Here is a 20,041-nt window from a genome sequence, read left to right as displayed (position 1 = left end):
TCTACCGCGACAGCCGCTCGACGATCGAGCCGAAGAGCTGCGGCCTCGCCGTCGCCGCCGGCACGATCCGGCCGCGCATCGGCGAGCGGGCCGCCGTCACCAGCGCCGAGGTGAGCATCCGGAAGTCCCGCGTCGTCGTGCGCCACGCCCGCTCGTAGCGCGCAGGGTCGGCGGCGGCCACCGCGGCGACCGCGGCGCGTGCCTGCGCGAAGCCCACGCGCATCCCCTCTCCGGTGAGAGCGTCGACGTAGCCGGAGGCGTCGCCCACCAGCAGAAGGCGCCCGGCCGTGCGCGCTTTCGTGCGCTGCAGCAGCGGACCGGCCCCGCGCACCGAGCTGACCGCCTCCACGCCGCGCAGTCGTTCGGCGAGCTGCGGGATGCGCGCGAGGGCCGCATCCTGATCGAGCGGGCGAGGGCCGAGCACGGCGACGCCGACGAGGTTCTCGTCGACGGGGGTCACGTACGCCTCCACGTCCGCCGCCCAGTGCACCTCGACGAGGTCGGTCCACGGTGCGATCGCGTAGTGGCGGCGCACCCCGAAGCGGCGGTGCGCATCCCGTTGCGGCCGCCCGTCGAGGCCGGAGAGACGGCGGAGCGGTGAGTGCAGTCCGTCCGCCGCGATCAGCCACGGGGCCGTGCGCCTGCCACCGGTGGGATGCGCGGCGTCCGTCGCGAGGATCACCGACACCTCGTCGGCCCCGTTCTCCAGCCCGACCACGCGCGCCCGCTCGACGGTCGCCCCGAGTTCGCGCGCCCGTGTCGCGAGCGCCTGCTGCAGCGTCGTCCGCCGCACCCCGCGCCCTTGCCGTTCGGAGAACCGGTGCTCGACCGTCTTCGTGCTGTCCAGGTAGGCGATCCCGGCCAGCGGATGCCCGGCAGGGTCGACCCCCATCAGGTGCAGGGCCGCCAGTGCGCCCGGCATCAGCCCTTCGCCGCACGCCTTGTCGATCGGATCGTCTCTCGCCTCGATCACCAGCACCTCGATCCCGGCCAGCCGAGCCTCGATCGCGCAGGCAAGTCCCACCGGGCCCGCCCCCACCGCGATCAGGCCGGGCGTCGCGTTCATGCTCGCGCGGGCTCCACCGACGCCAGCGCCCGGTTCTCGCACGGGATGCGCACCGCCAGCAGCAGCACGGCGTTCAGCACCGTGAACGCGATGGCCGTGATCCACGCGGTGTGCACGAGCGGAAGCGCGAACCCCTCCACCACGACCGCCACATAGTTGGGGTGCTTCAGCCAGCGGTACGGCCCGCGGGTGACGAGCGGCAGGTCGCGCACGATGATGACGCGGGTGTTCCAGCGCGGCCCGAGGGCGGCGATGCACCACCAGCGCAGCGCCTGGCTGGCCAGCACGAGCACGAGCATCGGCCATCCCAGCCACGGGATGAACGGACGATTCCCGAACCAGACCTCGGCCAGGCACGCCAGCAGCAGCCCGGTGTGCAGCGCCACCATCGGTGGGAAGTGCCCCTTGCCGAACTCGACGCCCCCTCGGGCGAACGACCACGCCGCGTTGCGCGACGACACGATCAGCTCGGCGATGCGCTCGCCGCCGGTGGCGAGCACCAGGATCATGTAGAGGATCACGCGGCCGTGCCCATCGAGGCGGGGTCGTGAGCGGCGTCCAGCGCGGCGGAGCGCGATGCGGCGGCGTCGACCGCTTCCGCGGTCCCGTCCGCCCAGCGCAGCAGCACGAGCTCGGCGGTGACGCCGGGGCCGAGCGCGAAGAGCAGGCCGTTCGTGCCGGGCGCAGGGTGCGCATCCATCAGTTCGGCGAGCACGTGCAGCACGGCGGCCGACGAGAGGTTGCCGACCCGCGCCAGCGAACGCCAGCTCGCGTCGAGCGCGCCGTCCGGCAGGTCGAGAGCGCGGGAGAACGCCTCCAGGATCTTGGGGCCGCCTGGATGCGCGGCCCATGCCCCGACATCGGCGATCGTCAGGTCGTGCGCGGCGAGGAGCCCTTCGGCGTCCGACGCGAAGTTGCGGTCGATCACGTCCGGGACGCCGGCGCTGAGCACGATGCGGAAGCCCGTGCCCCCGATGTCCCAGCCGATCACATCCGCTGTGTCCGGGTAGATGCGGCTGCGGGTGTCGACGATCTCCGGCCCTGGCAGGCCGAGCTGCGTGGCGCGGTTGTCGCCGACCATGATCACCGCCGCTGCGCCGTCGCCGAACAGGCCGCTCGCGACGATGTTCGCCATCGAGTCGTCGCTGGCCTGCACGGTGAGCGAGCAGAGCTCGACAGAGAGCAGCACCGCCACTTCGTTCGGGTGGCCGGTGAGGTAGTCGTGCACGCGGGCGATTCCCGCGGCACCGGCGACGCAGCCAAGTCCGAAGCTCGGGAGCCGCTTCACATCCGTGCGCAGACCGAGTCGCTGCACCAGTTGCGCGTCGATCGAGGGCGCGGCGATGCCCGTCACCGAGGTGAACAGGAGGAAGTCGACATCCGTCGGCTGCAGCCCCGCCGCCGCGAGCGCGCTGGTCAGGGCGCGTTCGGCGAGCGTCGTGCCCTCGGCGATGAAGAAGTCGTTCGACTCCTGGAACGATGCGATCGAACTGTACCGTTCGAGCGGCATCACGAGATTGCGCGTCTCCACCCCACTGGATGCGTGGATGCGACGCATCACCGCCTGACGCCCTGGGTCGGCGGTGATCATCGCGAGCAGAGCCGCGGTGATCTCGCCCTGGCTGTAACTCCGGTCGGGCACGACCGGAGCCACCGACACGATGCGGCTCACATGCGAAACGTACCACCGCGTGACGGCGGCGCGACCCCGACGGGGACGATTCCCATGTTGGCCGGTCTCAGTCCCGGTTTCTCGCGGTTCTGACCGCCCAGCGACCGTCGGTGCGCGTCAGCTCCAGCGGGTAGTCGAGCGTCTCGGAGATGAGCTCGCTGGTGAGCACGTCGTCGGCGGCGCCCTGCGCGACGATCCGGCCGTCGCGGAGCAGCATCGCGTGGGTGGTGGTCGCCGGCAACTCCTCGAGATGGTGCGTGACCAGCACGCTCGCGAGGTCGGGATGCTGGGCGCGCAGCCCGTCGATCCGGTCGAGCAGGTGCTCCCTCGCCGCGATGTCGAGACCGGTGCTCGGCTCGTCGAGCAGCAGCAGGTGCGGGTCGGGCAGGAGGGCGCGGGCGATGAGGGCGCGGCCGCGCTCGCCCTGGGAGAGGACGGGCCAGAGCGCGTCGGCGAGGTCGTGCATCCCGAGCAGGTGGATGAGCTCGTCGGCTCTGCGCTCCTGCTCTGCGGTGGGCTCCCAGCGCATCATGCGCTCTGTCGTGCCGGTTGCTCCGGTGAGCACCACGTCGCGCACGGTCAGGGGAGAGCGCACCTCGTGCCTCGGGTTGACGTGGCCGATCAGGCCGCGCAGCTCGCGCAGGTCGACGCGTCCGAGACGGCGGCCGAGCACATCCACTGTTCCCCTGGTGGGATGCACGACCGCGCCGAGCATACTGAGGATCGTGCTCTTGCCTGCGCCGTTCGAGCCGATCAGCGCCCAGTGCTCTCCGGCGTGCACGCGCATCCCGATCCCGTCGAGGATCGTGCGTCCTCCGCGCACGAAGCCGACACCGTCTACCTGCAGCACCACGCGCTCTTCCACGCGTCTATCGTTCCACGCACGCCGCCATCGACCCCAGGCTTCTTCACGCTATTTCCGCGTTTTGCGGTGAGAAAGCCTGGGCTCGATGGCTGCGCGGCGGCGGGCGCGGCGGCGGGGGCTAGAACGGCCAGATGAGGGGGACGAGGAAGATCGCGGCCGCGAGGAACAGGGCGACGAGCACCAGGCCGTAGCGCCAGTAGTCGCCGAAGCGGAGACCGGCCGGACCCATGATCATGAAGTTGGCCGGGGTGGCGACCGGGGTGAGGAACGCTGCGGCGCAGACGACGGCGACGGCCATCAGGAACGGCAGAGGGGAGACGTGCAGCTCTCCGGCGACCGAGACCGCGATCGGGGCGATGATGAGCGCCGTCGCCGTGTTGCTGATGAGCTGGCCGAAGATCAGCGCGACGATGCAGAGCGAGGCGAGCACCAGGAGGGGACCGTACTGGCCGACAGCGGAGACGAGCCCGGTGGCGATGAGTTCGGCCGCTCCGGTCTTGGTGATCGCCGTCGACATCGGGATCATGCCGCCGACCAGCAGCAGGGTGGTCCAGGAGATGGAACGGTGAGCGCGCTCGACCGTGACGACCCTGGTGAGCACCATCGCCGCAGCGGCGAGCAGCCCGACGACCGCGGGCGGCATGATCCCGGTGGCGAGCGCCGCCACCATGAGCACGAGGACGGTGAGGGCGATCCAGGCGCGGCTGCCGAGCGGGGCCGCCTGCCTGCGGAGCTGGTCGGGTGCGTCGACCACCAGCAGCTCCGGGTCTGCGAGAGTGAGGTCGAGCTTGTCCCAGCGGCCCTGCACGAGGAGGGTGTCGCCGGATTCGAGCACGATGGTCTGGGTGTCGATCGGCTCACCGGAGCGCTGCACGGCGAGGATGACCAGGTCGCCGCTGTCGGTGATCATGCCGGGGAACACGCTCTCGCCGACCATGCTCGACCTGGGCGCGACCACGACCTCTGCCACCCCGTATGTCGAGTCGATCAGGGCCTCCGTGCGGCCGAGCGAGCCGTTGACACCCAGCCCTGCCAGCTTCGCGTCGTGCTTCAGGATGCGGATGCTCGCCGTGTCGCCGCGGAGCAGCAGCCGGTCGCCCGGACGGACGACCTCACCGGCCGGGCGGCGGTCGGTGCCCTGCACCGCGATCACCTGCACCGGCGACTGGTCTCCGAGGCTGAGCCTGGTCGTCGGGCGGCCAATCAGCGGGGAGCCGCCGCGCACCCTGACCCTGGCGAACGGCTGCGGCGTCGCATACTCGCGGAGCAGGGTGCGGGCGTGATCGCTGAGGTCGCGGGGCATGGTCGCCGGGCGGCGGTCGGGGATGAGCCAGCGCCCGAACAGCACGGTGATGAGGACGGTGCCGATCACGAGGACCGCACCGATGACGGTGAAGTCGAAGAAGCCGAACGCCCCGTGGCCTGTGGTCGCGGCGAGCTCGGAGATGATGACGTTGACCGGGCTGCCGGTGAGGGTGAGCAGGGAGCCGGCGTGGGCGCCGAACGCGAGAGGCAGCAGCAGCTTCGACGGCGCGACCGAGATCCGGGATGCGACGACCACGACCACGGGGAGCAGCGCGGCGACAGCGCCGTTCACGCTGATCAGAGCGGACAGCACGGCGACCACGAGCATCACGAGCACCGTCAGCACGGCCGTCTTGGTACCGCCGCGGGCGACGAGCTGCTGCCCGGCCCATCCCGTGAGTCCGGAGGCGTCGAGGCCCTCCGCGACCACGAACAGGGCGGCGATCAGCACGACCGCCGGGTCGGCGAAGCCCGCGAAGGCTTGCGAGAGGTCGAGCACGCCCGTGGCCAGGAGTGCCAGGGACGCTCCGACGGCGACGAGCCCGGTCGGGACCTTGCCGCTGACGAACGCTACGACCGCCAGGGCCAGGATCACCATCGTCACTGCGATGTCGTTCACACCCCGACCCTAGTGCCCCACCTCACCCCCGCAAATACATGCATCCCCGACCCTCGCCCGAAGCAATCGAGCCGGGACTTATGCACGCGACACGCCGACGAGGCGCGAGCACAAGTCGCGGCTCGATGGCTGCGGAACGGGGGAGGGGGCGGTCAGGCGAGGACGGCGAGCGCGTCGATCTCGACGAGCATTTCGGCGCGGGGGAGACCGGTGAAGACCGTGGTGCGCGCGGGGAGGACGCCGGAGGCGACCCGCGGCGCGATGAACGCGCCGTACGCCTCGTTCATAATCGCGAAGTCTTCGCGCTTGGTGAGGTAGACCCGCAGCATCATCACGTCGTCGAACGTCGCTCCGCCCGCCGCGAGGATCGCCTCCACGTTCTGCAGCGTGCGGGTGGTCTGCGCGGCCACGTCGTCCGGGAACAGGTACTCGCTGGTCGCCGGGTCGACGGGCCCCTGGCCGGAGACCTGCAGGAACGGTCCGCGCTTCACCCCCTGCGAGAAGGTGTGCGCCGGGGCGGGAGCGTCGGACGTGACGATTGTGGTGCGGTCAGCCATGGGTGTCCTTTCGAGACGGTGGGGATGCGGGAGGAAGGTAGGGTGCGTCGCCCGCGAAGCCGAGCTCGGCGGAGATGCGGGCGGTGGCGTCGTGCAGCGCGGGCAGCAGGCCGAGCACGCCCTCGTACGGCAGCACGACGTTCGGCACGGAGACGGACACCGCCGCAGCGATCCTCCCGTCCGCTCCGAACACCGGCGCGCCGACGCAGTTCATGAACGTCTCGTGCTCCTCGTGGTCCTGCGCCCACCCGCGTGCCGCGCTGCGCCGCACCTCGTCGATGAGCTCGGCCGCAGAGCCGATCGTGTTGCCGGTGAACCGTTCGTAGTCGACTCCGGATGCGACGCGCGCCAGCTCGGCATCGTCCAGGCCGCCGAGCAGCACCTTCGCGACCGCCGTGGCGTGCAGCGCCGCCGGGAGTCCGACGCGCGAATACATCCGCAGCGGCTGCCGGGATTCGACCTTGTCGATGTACGTCACGGTTCCGGCGTCGTACGCTGCCAGGTGCACGGTCTGCCCGGTGTCCGCGCCGAGCGCGCGCAGGACGGGGGAGGCCACGCCACGCACATCCCGGGCGTCGAGCGAGGTCTGCGCGAGCTGGAAGACGGCGGAGCCGACGTGGTAGTGGTACTCGGAGTCGCGGGTGACGTAGCCGTGCTGTTCCAGCGTCCGCAGCAGCCGCAGCACGGTGGTCTTGTGCACGCCGACCGCGTCCGCGAGGGCGTCGAGACTTCTCGTGCCGTTCGCGACGAGGCCGAGCAGGTCGAGGGCGCGGGAGAGCGACTGGCTCACGTCGCCGACCGCCAGGGGATCTCGCCGGGGTGAACGCGCCAGTGCGACCAGGCGTCGTCGTCGGCCTCCGCGATCAGGTCGCGCTCTCGCGCATCCGGCACTGTCAGGGGACGGTCGCCGTGACCGATCAGGGTCAGCGCCGCCAGCGCGTGGCCGATCCGCAGGCACGCGGCGGCGTCGCGTCCCTCCGCGAGCCCGGCCAGGTATCCGGCCGCGAAGGCGTCGCCGGCGCCGACCGGCTCCACCACCTCCACGGTCAGGCACGGAACGTGAGTCTCCTCGCCATGCCGCAGATAGCTGGATGCGCGCCGTGCGTCGTCCTTGACCACCACCCGCTCGAGCAGGGGATGCGCGTCGAACAGCCGCAGGGGATCGCTGTGCCCGAAGTGCCGCTCCGCTTCGTCAGCGCCGACGAACAGCGTGTCGGCCTGGCCGACCAGTGCGTCGAGCGGCGCGGTGTCCCTGCCCTGCCAGAGCCGCGGCCGGTGGTTGAGGTCGACGCTGATCGTGGTGTGCTCGCCGGTGAGCTCGCGGAGAGCGGCGACCGCATCCGCTGCGCTGTCCGAAATGGCGGCCGTGATGCCGCTGGTGTGCACAATGGCCGCGTCGCGCAGGATGCTCGCTGCCGGTTGGGCGGTGAGGCCGTCGCGGCCGATGGCGGACGCCGCGGAGCCGCTGCGGTAGTAGTGCATCCGCGTGCCGGCGCCGTCTGGACCGCTGGCGGTCTCTTTGACGTAGATGCCGGTCGGGCGGGCGTCGTCGGTGTCGACCGCTGACAGGTCGAGCCCGGACTCGGCGGCCGTTGCACGGATGCGCTCGCCGAAGCCGTCATCACCGAGGCGGGAGATCCACGCGGTCGGCAGGCCCATGCGCGCGAGCGAGGTGGCGACGTTGAACTCGGCACCGCCGACGTCGGAGCCGAAGGTCTCGGCCTCGGCGAGCGGGCGGTGCGCTTCCGGGTAGAGGACGACCATGGCCTCTCCGATCGTCACCAGTGTGCCCACTCGCTCCTCGTCTCGGTCTCGTATCGACGGTGCCGCTGCCGTCACTGCGGTTGCTGCGGGGTTCCGTCGGGGATGGTCGTCATGCTAGAACAGAGGCAACAGTTTACGCAATCAGCGTTGCGTCATATGCAACGCATGAAGGAGTCGTGTGCTCGCCAGCAAGGCCATGCCGCTCGCGTACGGGGCGGAGGACGTCGCGGCGCTCGCCGACCTGCGCCCCCCTCTGACCGCCTTCCCCACCCCACTCGTCACGGTGAGCGAAGCCGCCGTGCAGCACAACCTCGCCACGATGGCCGCGTGGTGCGCCTCGGCGGGCGTCGGCATCGCGCCGCACGGCAAGACGACCATGAACCGCGAACTCTGGCAGCGCCAGCTCGACGCCGGCGCCTGGGGCATCACGGTCGCGACCCCATGGCAGCTCTCCGTCGCCGTCGAGTGGGGCGTTCCGCGCATCATGCTCGCCAACGCGCTGGTGCAGCCGGACGCCGTCCGGTTCGTCGCGCCGAACGCCGAACGGGTGCTGGTGTGGGCCGATTCGGTGCGCACGGTGCAGCTCATGGATGCGGTGCTGACGGAGACGGCGGAGGGTGCCGCGCATCCGGACGGTGGCCCGCATCCGCGGCTCGGTGTGCTCGTCGAGCTCGGCGCCCCGGGTGGGCGCACCGGGGCGCGCACCGTGGAGGACGCTCTGGCCGTTGCGGAGGCGGTCGCCGCATCCACTGGCCTGCGGCTGGCCGGTGTCGCGGGCTACGAGGGCGCGCTCGCGCACGACGGGTCTGAGGCGGCGCTCGCCGTTGTGCGCTCCTATCTGCAGCGGATGCTCGCCCTGCACGACGCCATCGACGCGGCCGGGCTCTACCCGGCAGGGGCGCCCGCTATCCTCACCGCCGGCGGCAGCGCATACTTCGACGTAGTCGCCGAGGTGCTCGCGCCCCGCCGCGACCTCGCGGGCGAGCGCGGGCGTGCGGTCGACGTGCTGCTGCGTTCCGGCGCGTACATCACGCACGACGACGGCTTCTACAGCGGCATCACACCGCTCGGCCGGGGTCCCGGAGGGGAGTTCCGCTCCGCGATCCACGGCTGGGCGACGGTCGTGTCCCGCCCGGAGCCGGGGCTGGTGCTGGTGGATGCGGGCAAGCGCGACTTCCCGTACGACGAGGGGCTTCCGGTTCCGCAGGCGCTGCGCCGCTTCGGCGAGCACGTCGCCGCACCGTTCGACGGCGCCGTCGCAACAGCGATGAACGACCAGCACACCTTCGTGCGCGTGCCGGAGTCGGCCGTGGTGGAGGTGGGCGACGTGATGCGCTTCGGCCTCTCGCACCCGTGCACGACGTTCGACAAGTGGCGTGCGCTGCCGGTGGTGGACGACGTGACGGCGGAGACGCCGCACGTCATCGGCCTACTGGAGACGGTATTCGGATGACGACCACCCCCGCACTCAGGAGCCAGATGAACGACACCGACCCCGCCCTCGCCCCCGCCCCCGCCCTCCTCGGCGTCCTCCGCGCCGACCGCGCCCTCACCGTGGTGCGCGCTCCGCGCATCGACGATCCCGCCGGCCTCTGCGCCGCGTTGGTCGCGGGCGGCATCCGCACGGTCGAGTTCACCTTCACGACCCCTGGCGTCGAGCGGATCGTGGCTGAGGCCGTCTCCGCTGCTGCCGTCGCGGCCGAGCGCGGAGACGCGGCCGCGCTGGTCGGCGCAGGCACGGTCACCGACGAGGCCAGGGCGGAGGCCGCCATCGCCGCTGGCGCCGGCTTCATCGTCACGCCAGGACTGCACGACGGCGTCGCCGCGATCTGCCGGGATGCGGGCATCCCGTTCCTGCTGGGCGCGCTCAGCCCCAGCGAGGTGATGCGCGCGGTCGAGGCTGGCGCCGCCGCCGTGAAGATCTTCCCCGCCTCGCTGGTCGGGCCCGGCTACCTGAAAGACCTGGCAGGTCCCTTCCCCGGCGTCCCCTTCGTTCCGTCCGGCGGACTCCACGCCGACAACGCAGCCGCGTGGGTGGCTGCGGGCGCGCTCGCGGTCACCGCCGGGTCGAGCGTCGTCCCGGCGGCGGCCATCGAGGCGGCGGACTGGGCGGCGGTCACCGGGCGTGCCGCCGCGTTCGTGGCGGCGGCGCAGGGGTCGTGAGCCGCGCATCCACCGCAGCGTCCGCCGCAGCGTCCGCCGCAGCGCCGCCCACTCTGCTGCGCGGCGGCCTCGTGCTCGACGGCACCGGCAGGCCAGGCCACCGCGCGGACGTGCTGCTGCACGGCGACAGGATCGCGGACGTCGGCGCGCACCTCGACGCCACCGGGGCCCGCATCGTCGACGCGGACGGACTCGCCGTCGCCCCCGGTTTCATCGATATGCACGCGCACTCCGACCTCGCCGTCCTCACCGACAGCGCGCACCTCGCCAAGGTCTCCCAGGGCGTCACCACGGAGGTCGTCGGCCAGGACGGCCTCTCGTACGCGCCGACGACCGACGAGACGATACCGGTCCTCCGCGAACAGCTCGCAGGCTGGAACGGCGTCCCCGACCTCGAATACACCTGGCGCAGCGTGGCCGACTACCTTGCCTCCGTTGATGCGAGCGCGCCCGCCGCCAACGTCGCATACCTCATCCCGCAGGGCTCCGTCCGCATGGCGGTGGTCGGCAACGAGCGCCGACCGGCCACGTCCGCCGAACTCGACCGGATGCGCGCCATCGTGGCCGAGGGGATGCGCGACGGCGCGTTCGGCCTGTCCTCCGGCCTCACCTACGTGCCGGGGATGTTCGCCGACACTGCAGAGCTCGCCGCCCTCTGCGCGGTGGTCGGCGAGCACGGCGGCTTCTACGCGCCGCACCAGCGCTCGTACGGCGCAGGCGCGCTCGACGCGTACGCCGAGGTGATCGACATCGCCCGCAGCTCCGGATGCGCGCTGCACCTCACGCACGCCACCATGAACTTCGGCGTCAACAGGGGCAGGGCGTCCGAGCTGGTCGCGCTGATCGACCTGGCGCTCGCGGACGGCGTGGACATCACGCTCGACACCTACCCGTACCTGGCGGGGTCCACCACGCTCTCCGCGCTGCTGCCGAGCTGGGCGGCGGTCGGCGGCCCGGAGGCCACGATCGCTCGCCTCGGCGACCAGGAGGTGCGGGCGCGGGTCGCGCACGAGCTGGAGGTGGTCGGCACGGACGGCTGCCACGGCGTCCCGGTGGACTGGGCGACCATCGAGATCTCCGGCGTGCGCGACCAGGCGTTCGCCTCCGCGGTCGGACGCACCATCGACTCCCTCGCCGCCGACCGAGGCGCCCCGCCCTCCTCGGTGTATCTGGAGCTGCTGGTCGCCGACCGGCTGGGCACGAGCATCCTGCAGCATGTCGGCGACGAGCAGAACGTCCGCACGATGATGCGGCACCCGCGCCACACCGGAGGGAGCGACGGGATCCTGGTCGGCGCCAAGCCGCACCCGCGCGCCTGGGGCACCTTCCCCCGCTACCTCGGCCACTACGTGCGCGAGGAGGGCGTGCTCACCCTGGAGGACGCGATCGTGCACCTGTCCGCCCGCCCCGCCGCCCGCCTCGGCCTGACCGATCGCGGCAGGATCGCCGCCGGTCTCACGGCCGACCTGGTGCTGTTCGATCCCGCCACCGTCGCCGACCGCGCCACGTACGCCGAACCTCGGCAGCAGGCGGCGGGCATCCCGTGGGTGTTCGTCGCCGGGCGCCCAGTGCTGGCCGACGGGATGCGCACGGACGAGACGCCGGGCCGCGCGTTGCGTAGAGTCGCTGCGTGACCAGCGAGACATCCCAGGCCGAGACACCTCAGCCCGGCCGCCGCGCCTTCCTCATCCTGCACGGCTGGGACAACTTCCGCCCTCCCGGCCACTGGCAGCACGAACTCGCCTCCGCGCTGCGGGCACGCGGCGAGCGGGTGGTGTACCCGCAGCTCCCGGATGCGGCGCACCCCGACGTGGATGCGTGGCGCGCCGCGACGGCTGCGGCGCTGGCGGAGGCGGCTGGCGGCGACGGCGGTGACGGTGACGGCGGTGACGGCTGTGACAGCGGTGACGGCGACAGCGCCCGCGTCACCGTGCTCGCGCACAGCCTGGCCTGCCTGCTCTGGCTCGGGGCGCGACCGCCGGAGGACGCCGTCGAGCGCGTGCTGCTCGTCGCCCCGCCTGCACCCGCCTTCATCGCCGACGAACCGGAGATCGCCGCGTTCGCCGCCCTTCCGCTGACCGCGCCGGGCACCCCGGCGCAGATCGCCGCCTCGGACGCAGACCCGTTCTGCCCGGAGGGAGCGCTGGCCGTGTTCGGCGCACCGCTGGGCATCCCGGTCACGATCATCCCGGGCGGAGGTCACCTCGAGCGCACGGCCGGATACGGAGTGTGGCCGTCGGTTCTCGACTGGTGTCTCGACCCCGCCACCCCTCTCACCCCGAACACAACGAGTGGTCCCGAATTGCCGTAAGCACGCGGGCGTGCACGGCAATTCGGGACCACTCGATGGGGAGTGCGCCTAGCGGGGCGACTCCTGCACGGCACGCACCGTCGCCACCAGCGGTGCGAAGAGGGGCTCGTCTTCCGCTACGCCGGTGATCTCTCGCACGATGTCCTCCGCTGCCGCCTCGCGCAGAAGCTGCTGCAGTTCGACGCTCTGCGTGTCGTCCGGCACGTCGAACCGCAGCGCGGCGCCGACCGCCGCCAGCAGCGCCTCCGGGATGCCGCCCGCGTACTGCACGTAGTCCGCGGCAGGGCCGATGAATCGGTCGTTCCTGCCGAGCTTGCGCAGCGGCTCACGGCCGACGCGGGTCACCTCGTCCACCAGGTACGGGTTCGTGAACCGGTCCAGGATCTTCGCCCGGTACGCCGCCAGGTCGGCCGGGTCCAGACCGTGCTTGGCGACCAGGGCGGCCGAGGTCTCCGCCAGTGCCGCCTCAGCCGCCGAGCGCACCTCTGGGATCGCGATCGCCTCGCTGATCGTCGTCGCGCCGGCGAGGAAGCCGGTGTACGCCACCGTCGCGTGCCCGGTGTTCACCGTGAACAGCTTGCGCTCGATGTACGGTGCGAGCGAGTCGACGAAGTGCGCGCCGGGGATGCTCGGCTCCGCGCCAGCGAACGGGCTGCGGTCGACCACCCACTCGTAGAACGCCTCGACGGTCACGTCGATGCCGGCGTCCGGGGCCTGGGCTGGCACGATGCGGTCGACAGCGGTGTTTGCGAAGATCGCCTTGGCGGCCAGCGCATCCCTGGTCTCGTCGTCCGGCAGGCCGTCGAACAGTTCGGCGGCGAGCAGGTCGGTCGCGCCGATCGCGTTCTCGCAGGCCAGAACGGCCAGGCGCGGCGCGTCGTCGGCGCGGGCGGCCAGCCCGGCCGCGATCACGGGAGCCACGAAGCGCAGGATGCGCGGGCCGACCGCCGTGGTGACGATGTCGGCTGTCGCGATCTCCGCGATCAGCGCTGCTTCGTCCTGTGCGCTGTTGATGGCGCGGAAACCGTCGACCACCGTCGTCTTCGAGGTCTCGCCCACCTCGTGCACGCGGTATGAGTCTGCGGCGGCGAGAGCGTCGATCAGCTCGGCGTTGACGTCGGCGAACACCACCTCGTACCCGGCTTCGTGGAGCAGGAGCCCCACGAAGCCGCGGCCGATGTTGCCAGCACCGAAGTGGACGGCCTTCATTGGTTCGCCCGCCTCACTCATTCACGTCGGCGAGGAGGGCGAACAGGGCGTCCGCATCCGGTGCGTCGAGCAGCTTCTGCACGTCGTCCTCCTCCGAGAAGAGGATCGCGATCTTGGACAGGATCTCCAGGTGCTCGTTGTTCTGACCGGCGATGCCGACCACGAACCGCACCTCCTCGCCGCCCCAGTCGAGCGGCGAGGAGTAGCGGATGAACGACAGTGCCGACCGCTTGATCTCGTCCTTGGACTCGTTGGTGCCGTGCGGGATCGCGAGGCCGTTGCCCATGAAGGTGGACACGGTGTTCTCGCGGTCGTGCATCGAGTCGACGTACGCGGGCTCGACGGCGCCGGTGTTCACCAGCAGCGCGCCCGCCTCGCGGATGGCGTCCTCCCTGGTGGTCGCGGAACCCGCGGCCACCACGTTCGCCCGGTCGAGAATGGTGTCGGTCATTTGTTCGCTTCCTCCGGTGTTTTCTGCTGCGCCTTCACGAGGTCGACGACCTCGTCGTAGCGCGGGCTGTTCATGAAGTTGTCGACGGAGACGTGCTGCGAGTCGGGAGACTGGCCCTTCGCCCTGTCGGTCAGCTCGCGCTGGGTGATCACCAGGTCGGCGCTGCCGTCGAGGTTGCTGATCGCCTGGTTCGTGACCGTCACGCCCTCGATCCCGGCCTTCTTGATCTTGTTGCGGAGGACGGACGCGCCCATCGCGCTCGACCCCATCCCCGCGTCGCAGGCGAAGACGATGTTGCGCACGAGGCGCGAGGTGGCGTCTCCCTGGGCGTCGCCGGTGTCGTGCTCGCCCTCGTTGACGAGACTCTGCAGCACGCTCGACTCCTTGCCCTTGTTGGCCTGGGTCGCGGCGACGGCGGCGGTCATGTCACCGGCGTTGCCCGCGGCGAGGTCGCGCTTGCGGCTCGCCCGCAGGATCACCGAGCAGACGATGAACGACACCGCAGCGGCTCCCACGACTGAGAGTACGACGCCGACGAGGCTCGGGCCAGGGGTCTGCAGCAGCACGGCGATGATCGAGCCGGGGGATGCGGGGGCACGGAGGCCGGTCTGGAAGGCGGCGTTGATCGCGACACCGGTCATGCCACCGGCGATGGCGCCGATGATGAGGATCGGCTTCATCAGCACATAGGGGAAGTAGATCTCGTGGATGCCACCGAAGAACTGGATGATGATGGCGCCAGGAGCGCTCGCGCGGGCGACGCCGAGACCGAAGAACGAGTACGCGGCAAGGATGCCGAGGCCGGGGCCGGGGTTCGCCTCCAGGAGGAACAGGATCGACTTGCCGGTCTGCTGCGCCTGCTCGATGCCGAGCGGCGTGAGCACGCCGTGGTTGATGGCGTTGTTGAGGAACAGCACCTTGCCCGGCTCGATCAGGATACTCGCGAGCGGCAGCAGGTGCAGCGACACCAGCCAGTTGACCGCGCCGCCGAGCACGCTGCTCAGCCACTCGACGATCGGTGCGATGCCGAAGAACGCGCCGATCGACAACAACATGCCGACGATGCCGGCCGAGAAGTTGTTCACCAGCATCTCGAATCCGGCCTTGATCTTGCCGTCCCAGATGCGGTCGACCTGCTTGATCACGTATGCGCCGATCGGGCCCATGATCATCGCGCCGATGAACATCGGGATGTTGCTGCCGACGATAACGCCCATGGTCGCGATCGAGCCGACGACGCCGCCGCGGACGCCGTAGACCATGCGGCCTCCGGTGTTCGCGATGAGCAGAGGCAGCAGGTACGTGATCATCGGGCCGACGAGGCCGACGTACTGCTGGAAGGTATGGCCACCTGCGTCCTGGGCGAGCACGGTGGCCGCGCCCTCCCAGCCGATCTTGGCCTGGTCGCCGAAGCCGCCCAGGATGCCGCTGATCGCCCAGTTGGTGCTCTGCAGCCAACCGGTCGCGATGAACAGGGCCGTGATGAACCCCCACGCGATGAACGCGGGGATGTTCGGCATGACCATGTTCGAGAGGAAGGTTCCGAAGCGCTGCACGTGAACGCGTGCGCCGCCCGGCTTCCGTGTCGTCGTCTCTGACGCCGTGGACATTGTGGTGCCTCGTTTCTGTCGGGGTTACTGAGGGGGATGCCCGGAGATCGCGGCCGTGACCGCATCCCGGGCCTCTGCCGCGCCGTCGGCGGCAATGGCGATCTCGGCCAGGTGTTTCGCCTGGTCGAGGGTGAAGCGCTTGATGGACATGCGCACGTCTGCGATGGCGGACGGCGACATGGACAGGGTGGTGGCGCCCAGGCCGACGAGCACGACGGCGAGCAGCGGGTCGGCCGCAGCCTCGCCGCAGATGCCGACCGGCTTGCCGTGCTCGCGGCCCGCTGCGCCGACCTCGCCGATCAGGCGGAGGACGGCGGGGTGCCACGGGTCCTGGAACCCGGCGACCGAGCCGAGCAGACGGTCGGCCGCGAGCGTGTACTGGGTGAGGTCGTTGGTGCCGATGGATGCGAACGCCGCCTCGCGCAGGATGCGGTCGGCCGTCAGCGCCGCCGAGGGGATCTCCACCATCACACCGACCGTCTTGAGGCCGAACTCGGTGGCGAGCTGCACGAAGTAGCGCGTCTCCTCCACGGTGGCGACCATCGGGGCCATGACCCACAGGTCGGCGTCCGTGGCCGCGTCGGCCTCGGCCAGGGCGGTGAGCTGTTCGCGCAGCAGGTCCTCGTTGGCGCGGAGTGCCCGGAGGCCTCGCAGGCCGAGCGCCGGGTTGTCCTCGTGTGCGTCGTTCAGGAACTCGAGCGGCTTGTCGGCGCCGGCGTCGAGCACACGCGCCACGACCTTCTGGCCGGGGAACGCCGACAGCAGCCGGATGTACTCCGCACGCTGCTGCTCGACGGTCGGAGCCATGCGCTGGTCGAGGAAGAGGAACTCGGTGCGGAACAGGCCGACACCCTCCGCTCCCGCATCCACTGCCTTCTGCGCGCCGTCGGCGGAGCCGAGGTTGGCGAGCAGCGGGATGGCGGTGCCGTCGGCGAGCACGCCGGGCTCGACGCCGCCGGAGAGGGCAGCTGCGCGCTCGGCGATGCGGCGCTCCGCGTCCGAGCGCTGGGCGGCGTCCGGGGCGACGACGACGGTTCCGGATGCGGCGTCCACGATGAGCTCCGTGCCGTCCGCGAGCGCGTCGGCCCCGGAGACGCCGACGATGGCGACGATGGCCTTCTCGCGCGCCAGGATCGCGGTGTGCGATGTCGGCCCTCCCTCGCGGGTGACCAGGCCGAGCACCTTGGTCAGGTCGAGCAGGGCGGTGTCGGCCGGTGCGAGGTCGTGGGCGACGAGGATGTACGGGGTGTCCGACTCCGGAACGCCGGGGGCAGGGCGGCCGGAGAGCGCGGCGATGACGCGCTGGGCGACGTCGTCGAGGTCGGTGGCGCGCTCGCCCATGTAGCCGCCCAGGCCGATGAGCATGTCGCGGAAGACTGCGAAGCCCTCGAACACGGCACGCTCGGCGGTCTTGCCTGTGCCGAGGCGGTCGGAGACGTCGGAGGCGAGAGTGGAGTCCTCCGCCATCATCGACTGCGCTTCGAGCACATCGGCCGCGGTGCCGTGCACCTTCGCCGCGCGTCCGCGCAGGTCGTCGGCGACGACGGAGACGGCGGACGCGAACCGTGCGCGCTCCTCGTCCGGGGTGCTGGCGCTGGGACTGTCGGCGGGCTCTGGGAGCGGGTCGGACATCCGGAGCACGGGGCCGATGGCCGTGCCCTGGCCGATGCCCGCGCCGGTGAGGACGGTGGACTCAGTGGTGTCGGTCATGATCAGGCGTCGTGGTCCGTCGCGATGATCTCGGCCAGGTCGTCGAGCACGGCCTCGCCGTTCGACGCGTCCGTGGTGAGGACGATCTTGTCCCCGTGGTCGATGCCGAGGGAGATGACGCCGAGGATGCTGCCGGCGTCGACGGTCTTGCCGCCCTCCTTGGTCAGCTTCACCGAAGCGCCCGACTTGCCGACCGCCTCCACGAACAGCTTCGCAGGGCGCGCGTGCAGCCCGTGGGTCGAACCGACAGTGATGATCCGCTCAGCCATGATTGTGTGCTCCTTCGATGTGGCTCGGGAACCCTTCCCGGCTTCTCATAGTGCCGCTGCCTTCGCGCCGAGCGCCAGGTCGAGCGCCACGGCGCCGTCGATCGCGGCGGGGGAGACGGCCGGAAGGACGGCGACGGCGGCACCGGATGCGGTGGCGAGCTCACGCAGGGCGGGAAGCTCGGACGAGAGGTGTGCCCCGACGAGGATGACGTCGACGCCCGCGTACGTCTCGAGCTGGCTGGCGCTCCCCGCGACGACCGTCGCGTCGACGCCACGGGCGGCGGCGGCGGTGCGCAGCTTCAGGGCGACGAACGTGCTGGACGCGCCCGCGCCGCAGACGACGAGGATCTTCATTGATCGTGCCTTGCCTTTCGAGATGGTGCGGATGGAGCTTCTTCGATGCTCGCCCGCATCCCGTCGGCGTTCCAGCAGCGTTTCTTCCTCCCGTGCGGAAAGATCGCCGGGGAGCGACCGCGGCACGCTCGGGAGGTGGTTGACTCGTCGGGGAAAGGTGGTCGCTGTGGCTCTCTCGGCGAAGCAGACGAGAATGCTCGACATTCTCGCGCGCCGTGCTGCCTGGGTGACCGCCGCCGAACTCGCGAGCGAGCTCGGCGTGACGACCCGGAGCATCCGCAGCTACACGGCCGCGCTGAAGGACCTGGTGGAGTCGGGCGCGAACGGCTACCGCCTCGACCGTGAGGCATACGACAGCTGGCTGGCCGAGGTGGAAGCGGGCGCGGGCGCAGGGTTCGGCGCAGGCTCCGGCGACGCGGCGGACTCACCGCAGGAACGGCTCGTGTTCCTCGTGCGGCGCCTGCTGGACGAGCCGGACGGCATCGACGTCTACGAGACCGCGGAGAGCCTGTTCGTCAGCGACTCCACCATCGAGTCCGACCTGACCAGGATGCGCGGCCTCCTCGCCGACACGGAGCTCACGCTGGCCAGGCGCGGCCCTGTCGTGCAGCTCATCGGCCCGGAGATCGCCAGGCGCAAGCTGCTCAGCCGCCTGTTCCGCGACGAGATGCGGCAGGGCGTCGTCGACATCGCGCGCATCCAGGAGGCGTTCTCCTCCCACGGGCTCGCGAGCTTCAAGTCGGACCTGGTCGAGATGCTGGACGCGCGCGGCTTCTTCGTCAACGAGTACGGCATCAACGACGTGCTCCTGCACATGGCCGTCGCCCTCGACCGCGTCGCCAAAGACCGGGTGCTGCCGGCCGCCTCCGACCCGGAGGTGAGCGAGACCATCCGGAAACTCGCCGACGACCTCGGCACCCTGGTTGTCGCGCACTTCGACGTGGTGCTCGACCCGACAGAGCTGCGCTACCTGGCCATCCTGCTGCGCACCCGGGTGATCGCGCCGGGCGCAGGCAGCGACACCGTGGCCGAGTTCGTGAGCGAAGAGGACCTGGAGGTGGTGCGCGGGATCGTGGCACGCGCATCCACCGAGTACCTGGTCGACCTGCGCGACGAGAACTTCATCGTGCGCCTCACCCTGCACGTGCAGAACCTCGTGGCGCGCGCCCATGAGAAGTCGTACTCGCGCAACCCGCTCACCCGGTCGATCAAGAGCTCGTATCCGATGATCTACGAGCTGGCGGTCTACATCGCCAGCCGGTTGCAGGACGCGGAGGACATCGTGGTCAACGACGACGAGATCGCCTACATCGCGATGCACGTCGGCGCTTACCTGGAGCAGCAGTCGCGGCGACGGGATGCGGTCACCTGCGCGGTCATCTGCCCCAACTACTACGACATGCACATCCTGCTCAGGGAACGGCTGGAGAGCGCGCTCGGCGACGAGCTCGACGTCACCGCCGTGATCACCTCGACCGAGGCCGACTGGGATGCGATCGACGCCGACCTCGTGCTCAGCACCATCGACCCGCGCGGCCGGCGAGAGAACACGGTGATCGTGCAGCCGTTCCTCACCGAGACCGACATCGAGCACACCAGGCAGGCCATCGCGCGCATCCGGCGTCAGCGTCGCAGGGCGCGGATCAAGAACGACCTGCTCGAGTACTTCGACGACGGCCTGTTCCTGCGCAACTTCTACGCCCGCGACCCCATCTCGATGATCAGGGCGCTCGGCGACCGGATGATCGCGGCCGGGGCGATCGACCAGGACTACGTCGACAAGACCATCGAGCGCGAGCACATGTCGTCCACGGCGTTCACCGACTCGCTCGCCGTGCCGCACGCCATGACCATGAGCGCAAAGCGAACGGCCATCGCGATCGTCGTCAACGACACCGCGATGGATTGGGGGGATGCGCGGGTCAACGTGATCGCGTTCATCGCCTTCGACGCGGGCGGCCGCGCGTCGTTCCAGACCGTCTTCGACCAGTTCGTCGAGGTGTTCTCCGACCGCGACGCGGTCCTCGGCCTCATCCGCCGTGCCGACAGCTTCGCCGCCTTCATCGACGAGCTCGTCCGCATCATCGACTCCTGACCGGCGCCCGCCGCTCTCCCG

The 20,041-nt window shown here is 70.9% G+C and carries 19 protein-coding genes; 5 read left to right on the top strand and 14 right to left on the bottom strand.

What is annotated here, in order from left to right; genetic code table 11:
- Position 1: 1 nt before the first annotated feature.
- From ACYVGI_RS13260 to ACYVGI_RS13225, 8 genes are all read right to left on the bottom strand, one after another.
- Entirely contained in the window at positions 2-1,066 is a 1,065-nt protein-coding gene (locus ACYVGI_RS13260) for an NAD(P)/FAD-dependent oxidoreductase (protein ID WP_460633083.1), read from the bottom strand.
- Positions 1,063-1,575 carry an isoprenylcysteine carboxyl methyltransferase family protein gene (locus tag ACYVGI_RS13255; protein ID WP_460633404.1) on the bottom strand — a complete coding sequence of 171 codons (513 nt, stop codon included), beginning with the start codon at positions 1,573-1,575 and terminating at the stop codon, positions 1,063-1,065. The genes ACYVGI_RS13260 and ACYVGI_RS13255 overlap by 4 nt, the downstream gene beginning before the upstream one ends.
- 8 nt (positions 1,576-1,583) lie before the next feature.
- Positions 1,584-2,738, bottom strand: a complete 1,155-nt coding sequence (locus ACYVGI_RS13250; protein WP_460633082.1) for a type III polyketide synthase — start codon at positions 2,736-2,738, stop codon at positions 1,584-1,586.
- A gap of 67 nt (positions 2,739-2,805) precedes the next feature.
- On the bottom strand, positions 2,806-3,603 hold the full coding sequence (locus tag ACYVGI_RS13245; protein WP_460633081.1) for an ABC transporter ATP-binding protein: 798 nt from the start codon (positions 3,601-3,603) through the stop codon (positions 2,806-2,808).
- 118 nt (positions 3,604-3,721) lie between these two features.
- Positions 3,722-5,527, bottom strand: a complete 1,806-nt coding sequence (locus ACYVGI_RS13240; protein WP_460633080.1) for an SLC13 family permease — start codon at positions 5,525-5,527, stop codon at positions 3,722-3,724.
- A 152-nt stretch (positions 5,528-5,679) separates the two neighbouring features.
- Positions 5,680-6,084 carry a RidA family protein gene (locus ACYVGI_RS13235; protein ID WP_460633079.1) on the bottom strand — a complete coding sequence of 135 codons (405 nt, stop codon included), beginning with the start codon at positions 6,082-6,084 and terminating at the stop codon, positions 5,680-5,682.
- Positions 6,077-6,874 carry an IclR family transcriptional regulator gene (locus ACYVGI_RS13230; protein ID WP_460633078.1) on the bottom strand — a complete coding sequence of 266 codons (798 nt, stop codon included), beginning with the start codon at positions 6,872-6,874 and terminating at the stop codon, positions 6,077-6,079. Before ACYVGI_RS13230 ends, ACYVGI_RS13235 begins: the two co-directional genes overlap by 8 nt.
- Positions 6,871-7,878, bottom strand: coding sequence for a sugar kinase (locus tag ACYVGI_RS13225; protein ID WP_460633077.1), 1,008 nt, complete (start codon positions 7,876-7,878; stop codon positions 6,871-6,873). The genes ACYVGI_RS13230 and ACYVGI_RS13225 overlap by 4 nt, the downstream gene beginning before the upstream one ends.
- Before the next feature lie 148 nt (positions 7,879-8,026).
- Here ACYVGI_RS13225 and ACYVGI_RS13220 point away from each other — a divergent pair, with 148 nt between their 5' ends.
- From ACYVGI_RS13220 to ACYVGI_RS13205, 4 genes are read left to right on the top strand one after another with little or no spacing between them, the layout of a single operon-like run.
- Positions 8,027-9,301, top strand: coding sequence for a type III PLP-dependent enzyme domain-containing protein (locus ACYVGI_RS13220; RefSeq protein ID WP_460633076.1), 1,275 nt, complete (start codon positions 8,027-8,029; stop codon positions 9,299-9,301).
- Between the two features lie 26 nt (positions 9,302-9,327).
- The gene (locus ACYVGI_RS13215) at positions 9,328-10,011 is read left to right on the top strand and encodes a bifunctional 4-hydroxy-2-oxoglutarate aldolase/2-dehydro-3-deoxy-phosphogluconate aldolase (protein WP_460633075.1); all 684 of its coding nucleotides are present in this window, start codon (positions 9,328-9,330) and stop codon (positions 10,009-10,011) included.
- On the top strand, positions 10,008-11,645 hold the full coding sequence (locus ACYVGI_RS13210; protein ID WP_460633074.1) for an N-acyl-D-amino-acid deacylase family protein: 1,638 nt from the start codon (positions 10,008-10,010) through the stop codon (positions 11,643-11,645). The genes ACYVGI_RS13215 and ACYVGI_RS13210 overlap by 4 nt, the downstream gene beginning before the upstream one ends.
- Positions 11,642-12,322, top strand: a complete 681-nt coding sequence (locus ACYVGI_RS13205) for an RBBP9/YdeN family alpha/beta hydrolase (protein WP_460633073.1) — start codon at positions 11,642-11,644, stop codon at positions 12,320-12,322. Before ACYVGI_RS13210 ends, ACYVGI_RS13205 begins: the two co-directional genes overlap by 4 nt.
- A 48-nt stretch (positions 12,323-12,370) precedes the next feature.
- Here ACYVGI_RS13205 and ACYVGI_RS13200 read toward each other — a convergent pair whose 3' ends face one another.
- The 6 genes from ACYVGI_RS13200 to ACYVGI_RS13175 form a co-directional block, all read right to left on the bottom strand.
- Positions 12,371-13,531: a mannitol-1-phosphate 5-dehydrogenase gene (locus ACYVGI_RS13200; RefSeq protein WP_460633072.1), complete on the bottom strand. Its 1,161-nt coding sequence runs from the start codon at positions 13,529-13,531 to the stop codon at positions 12,371-12,373.
- Between the two features lie 13 nt (positions 13,532-13,544).
- Positions 13,545-13,982, bottom strand: a complete 438-nt coding sequence (locus ACYVGI_RS13195; protein ID WP_460633071.1) for a PTS sugar transporter subunit IIA — start codon at positions 13,980-13,982, stop codon at positions 13,545-13,547.
- On the bottom strand, positions 13,979-15,592 hold the full coding sequence (locus ACYVGI_RS13190) for a PTS mannitol transporter subunit IICB (protein ID WP_460633070.1): 1,614 nt from the start codon (positions 15,590-15,592) through the stop codon (positions 13,979-13,981). The genes ACYVGI_RS13195 and ACYVGI_RS13190 overlap by 4 nt, the downstream gene beginning before the upstream one ends.
- Before the next feature lie 24 nt (positions 15,593-15,616).
- Positions 15,617-17,224: a phosphoenolpyruvate--protein phosphotransferase gene (gene ptsP / locus ACYVGI_RS13185; RefSeq protein ID WP_460633403.1), complete on the bottom strand. Its 1,608-nt coding sequence runs from the start codon at positions 17,222-17,224 to the stop codon at positions 15,617-15,619.
- Positions 17,225-17,304: 80 nt separating this feature from the next.
- Positions 17,305-17,571: an HPr family phosphocarrier protein gene (locus ACYVGI_RS13180; RefSeq protein WP_055896787.1), complete on the bottom strand. Its 267-nt coding sequence runs from the start codon at positions 17,569-17,571 to the stop codon at positions 17,305-17,307.
- A 45-nt stretch (positions 17,572-17,616) separates the two neighbouring features.
- Positions 17,617-17,925, bottom strand: coding sequence for a PTS sugar transporter subunit IIB (locus tag ACYVGI_RS13175; protein WP_460633069.1), 309 nt, complete (start codon positions 17,923-17,925; stop codon positions 17,617-17,619).
- A gap of 166 nt (positions 17,926-18,091) precedes the next feature.
- Between ACYVGI_RS13175 and ACYVGI_RS13170 the strand changes: the two genes are divergently transcribed.
- Complete coding sequence (locus ACYVGI_RS13170; RefSeq protein ID WP_460633068.1) at positions 18,092-20,020, top strand: BglG family transcription antiterminator; 1,929 nt, start codon at positions 18,092-18,094, stop codon at positions 20,018-20,020.
- The last annotated feature ends 21 nt before the right edge of the window (positions 20,021-20,041 follow it).

The sequence above is a fragment of the Leifsonia lichenia genome, assembly GCF_054780215.1.
The sequence above is the reverse complement of the archived record's forward strand: the minus strand, read 5'-3'. Positions and strand labels throughout refer to the sequence as shown.

What these genes read in the sequence shown, in the direction of transcription:
- ACYVGI_RS13260 (WP_460633083.1), bottom strand. Translation starts at nt 1,066, where the DNA reads ATGAACGCGACGCCCGGCCTGATCGCGGTGGGGGCGGGCCCGGTGGGA.
- ACYVGI_RS13255 (WP_460633404.1), bottom strand. Translation starts at nt 1,575, where the DNA reads ATGATCCTGGTGCTCGCCACCGGCGGCGAGCGCATCGCCGAGCTGATC.
- ACYVGI_RS13235 (WP_460633079.1), bottom strand. Translation starts at nt 6,084, where the DNA reads ATGGCTGACCGCACCACAATCGTCACGTCCGACGCTCCCGCCCCGGCG.
- ACYVGI_RS13215 (WP_460633075.1), top strand. Translation starts at nt 9,328, where the DNA reads ATGAACGACACCGACCCCGCCCTCGCCCCCGCCCCCGCCCTCCTCGGC.
- ACYVGI_RS13200 (WP_460633072.1), bottom strand. Translation starts at nt 13,531, where the DNA reads ATGAAGGCCGTCCACTTCGGTGCTGGCAACATCGGCCGCGGCTTCGTG.
- ACYVGI_RS13195 (WP_460633071.1), bottom strand. Translation starts at nt 13,982, where the DNA reads ATGACCGACACCATTCTCGACCGGGCGAACGTGGTGGCCGCGGGTTCC.
- ACYVGI_RS13190 (WP_460633070.1), bottom strand. Translation starts at nt 15,592, where the DNA reads ATGTCCACGGCGTCAGAGACGACGACACGGAAGCCGGGCGGCGCACGC.
- ptsP (WP_460633403.1), bottom strand. Translation starts at nt 17,224, where the DNA reads ATGTCCGACCCGCTCCCAGAGCCCGCCGACAGTCCCAGCGCCAGCACC.
- ACYVGI_RS13180 (WP_055896787.1), bottom strand. Translation starts at nt 17,571, where the DNA reads ATGGCTGAGCGGATCATCACTGTCGGTTCGACCCACGGGCTGCACGCG.
- ACYVGI_RS13175 (WP_460633069.1), bottom strand. Translation starts at nt 17,925, where the DNA reads ATGAAGATCCTCGTCGTCTGCGGCGCGGGCGCGTCCAGCACGTTCGTC.